General features: G+C 28.4%; 4 protein-coding genes. 3 read left to right on the top strand and 1 reads right to left on the bottom strand.

Annotation, left to right across the window (positions count from 1 at the left end; all coding sequences use genetic code 11):
- Positions 1-703: 703 nt before the first annotated feature.
- The 3 genes from relB (at position 704) to ACO6OL_RS08180 (ending at position 2,505) form a co-directional block, all read left to right on the top strand.
- Complete coding sequence (gene relB / locus ACO6OL_RS08170; RefSeq protein ID WP_314160880.1) at positions 704-928, top strand: type II toxin-antitoxin system RelB family antitoxin; 225 nt, start codon at positions 704-706, stop codon at positions 926-928.
- Entirely contained in the window at positions 928-1,191 is a 264-nt protein-coding gene (locus tag ACO6OL_RS08175; RefSeq protein ID WP_485502781.1) for a type II toxin-antitoxin system RelE family toxin, read from the top strand. The genes relB and ACO6OL_RS08175 overlap by 1 nt, the downstream gene beginning before the upstream one ends.
- Before the next feature lie 378 nt (positions 1,192-1,569).
- On the top strand, positions 1,570-2,505 hold the full coding sequence (locus ACO6OL_RS08180; RefSeq protein ID WP_485502782.1) for an Rpn family recombination-promoting nuclease/putative transposase: 936 nt from the start codon (positions 1,570-1,572) through the stop codon (positions 2,503-2,505).
- A 386-nt stretch (positions 2,506-2,891) separates the two neighbouring features.
- Here the strand turns inward: ACO6OL_RS08180 and ACO6OL_RS08185 are convergent, their stop codons facing one another.
- The gene (locus tag ACO6OL_RS08185; RefSeq protein WP_485502783.1) at positions 2,892-3,413 is read right to left on the bottom strand and encodes a sigma-70 RNA polymerase sigma factor region 4 domain-containing protein; all 522 of its coding nucleotides are present in this window, start codon (positions 3,411-3,413) and stop codon (positions 2,892-2,894) included.
- Positions 3,414-3,793: the final 380 nt, after the last annotated feature.

Raw genomic sequence — 3,793 nt, forward strand, 5'->3', positions numbered from 1 at the left:
GCAGTCATTATAACTACTACGCTATCCTAAGTCTAACTTTTTGGGGTCAGATCAAGAGCTGTCTTTTTTTGGTTGTATAATAAATTCAAGGAATGGAAAAATTCCATCACTGGATTTCAATTTTTATATACAAAAAGATAAATATCGAGACTGTTTAAACAATAGTTGCCAGTAGGATTTAATTAGTTTACAGTTACCTAAAGTAGAGCTAGTGAAACGTATTGAGTAAGTACATTCACTAGCTTTTTTATTTCTGCTTCTACATTGTATATTTAAAATAACCCCTTGTAGATACATTCTTATTAATTCATCTGTATTTACTATTTATTTGCTATCTAGAGCGTTTTGAGAGCAAGAGACAACATCTATTAAGGAAACAAAATAAGAAAAGGTAAACATGTTAAAAATATGTTGTATCATTCAATCAGATAATATTTATACATAATACAAGAAGAGGTAAAGAACGAAGTAAATTAATTTTCCTAATTATATTCTATTGGCTCTAATATGTATAAATTCACCGTTATTTCCAGCGCTAACGGCTTTTAAGAGATAGAAATGTATAATTACACCAAAATAAAATTAGAATGCTTATACACCGTTTAAAAACTTAATACATTTTAGTATAAAATTACTTGAAATAATAATTTGTATATTATATAATTGTACTACAAACGTAATACAAGAGAAAGGGGCTTTTATTATGAGTACATTAACAATAAGATTAAATGAAGAAGAAAAAACTATTTTTCAAAATGTAGCAGGATTATACGGCGGTAAATTATCAACAACTATTAAACAATTAGCATTAGAAAAATTAGAAGATGAATACGATTTGCAATTAATGAAAGAATATGAAGAACGTAAAGAAAGAAATGAAGTAGACTACGTTTCTTTCGAAGATATGAAAGAAGTGTTTGAAATATAATGTATAAAGTTGTTTTTGATAGAAGAATAGAAAAAGATTTAAAGAAACTAGATAAACAAACTAAAAGAACACTATACAACTGGATAGATAAAAATTTAAACGGTTGTACTAACCCTAGAGCAAAAGGAAAAGCACTATTACACGATAAAAAAGGCTTTTGGCGTTATCGTATCGGTGATTATAGGTTATTAACAGAAATAGAAGATGATAAACTAGTTATAGTAGCGGTTTATTATAAACACCGTAGAGAAATTTACAATTAATAAATAGAATCTGAACTAATGTTATTTCATTAGTTTAGATTTTATTTTTTTATAAAAGCTATTCGATTTAATTTAAAATATTAGAATGAAATCATGTGAAGATTAAAAAAATTCTAGTAACTAAGATTAAGTCAAATAGTCCTTTTTATTACCTTTAAAATACGTATTTAATTTTTAAGTGCTCTAGAGCCTTGATACACTTGACTTTTAAAAAATACTCTCTATAAATGTTAGAATAAAAGGAAAAATCATATAAAAACTAATGTTATTATTAGAAAAAATAGCTTTCATGGAGTATAATGAAAGTAAAGAATTATTAGGGATTATGGAAAATTAAATAAATGTATGAAAAAAATAACAAATAGGGAGGTTTTCAATATGGAAAACATAAGACATAAAGACGCACGACCGATGATGGATTTAATGGCGAAAAAAATATTTAGTGATACAGAAATAACCGCGGAATTTATTCGTGATATTTTAGAATTACCGGTCAAAAGTGTGAAAATATTAGATGGAACGCAAATACATGTAACAACTAGTAAGATTTTACCAAATTTCACAACACAAGTAGATGTACTTGAGGAATTAAATGATAAAACACAAGTCGTCATAGAAATACAAGTAGCTATGCAGGTTGATTTTATAAAAAGATTGTGGTTATACATCTGTGAACAAGTATCGCAAAACTTAGATGAGTATAAAAAAGATGGAATAGACACACACTATTTATCTCGAGAATTAATTCCGGTCTACGCCGTAGCGATAACAGAAGAAAACTATTTCGAAGATGACAGAGCAATTCACAATTTTAGTCTAAGAGATAGTGAAACAAAAGAAGAATTGAAAGTCAGAGTAAAAGGAATAGAAGAGAAAAGAAATCTAGTGCAAATAGCATTTTTAGAATTGAAAAAATACAAACCAGAGATGAACGCAAGTTATAATAAAGTACGCTGGATGGAATTATTTGGGAACAAACCATTTACACATCAACCAGGGAACATAATAACGAAGGCGGATAGAATACTAGATGTAAAAGAGTGGAACAAGGAGGATAAAGCTATGTTTGATGAATACATAAGAGCTTGGGATGGTTGGAATGCGCATCTAGCGTATGTAAAAGAAGCGCAAGAGCAGGCGAAAGAACAAGGGATTGAACAAGGTATTGAGCGAGGAATTGGGTTAGGAATAGCACGAGAAAGAGAAAAAACAATAAATATGCTCGCAGGTTTAGTAAATAAAGGTGCGATAACAAAAGAGTATGCGTGTGAAGAACTAGGGGTATCTGAGAAAGAATTTGAGAAATATCTATAGTTGAAGTAATTGTGACCTAGATTGCAAAAAAAGTAACAAATAAATACTAATATTGACATCCAAATTCGCATTAAAAAGCTTTTTGGATGTCTAATATATTATGTGGGGGTGACTCGACAAAATAAATTTTTTGAAATTGTGATTTTCTACTAACTTCTAAAGTTTTTGATTTAATAGCTTTTACATTTTCATCAATAAAATTTATTTTTTATTTTTAAGTCTTTTTCTGAGATGGAGAGAAGAAGATGCACATAGAATAGAGGAAAGGTTTTATGCAATGCACTCTGCATCATCGTGAAATTATATAGAACAGATTTAATGAAAAGCCGGACTTAAAGATGAATTTAAAGAAAAATAGTAGAAGTCTACATAGAGCGAATAAAGTCTTAAATACTTAATAGAAACTGTTCACAAACTCCCTTAATATGTTTGTGTAATCTATACGCGCTAGCTAGTGATATGCCCAAAGAAATAGCAGTTTGCTTAATATTTAACGTCTTTATATATTCTTCGAAATAATTCCATTCAGCTGATTTTAATGTATTTTTCAGATAGCTAATAAGCTCAATATACAACAAATCATAATCATTGCTGATAACATCAGAATTATTGTCAAAAATATCCAAAGGAACGCTTTTGTGCCTATTTCTTCTACGAATTTCGTCGATTAGTTTTCTTTTTATAGTAGTAAAAGCGAATCGATCAAAATCTTTAGGGCTTATTCCACCATCTTGTAAAATAAGGAAACTAACAAGAAGCCCCTCCATTCCAAAACTATAAAACTCACTATGAAGCCGTTGAGGAATATTTACCTTGTATAGCGCCCTCTTAATAAGGAACTTTTTAACTTCTAATAACTCGTAAAATCTTTGAGTGTCATCTTCGTTTAATTCTGTAAAACTTTTCATTATAATTGTCCTCCTATATTTTCACTCTATGTAGAACATCTCCTAATAAGGACAAACTTTATTATTAAAAATGTAAAAAAATAGATTATATAAAATGAGAAAATAGTTAAAATATTAATAATGAATTGAAAACTCTAGTTTGAACATAGGCTATAAATCCTTAGAATTTTCTCCTGAAATAATATCAAGAAATAAGAACTTCATAACAATAATAATTTTCTAGTCTATGGAAAAATAAAAATTATATAGCTAGTCGCCCACTCTTACAAAAAGATTAAAAAATCCCCCTCATTATTATAAGTGAAAAAAATAGCTATTTGTCACGAAAACTTTAAAATTTTATCTAGTAATACTATCAAAAAAATTCTCTTCGTAGTCTT

The sequence above is a fragment of the Gemella sp. genome, from assembly GCF_057272915.1.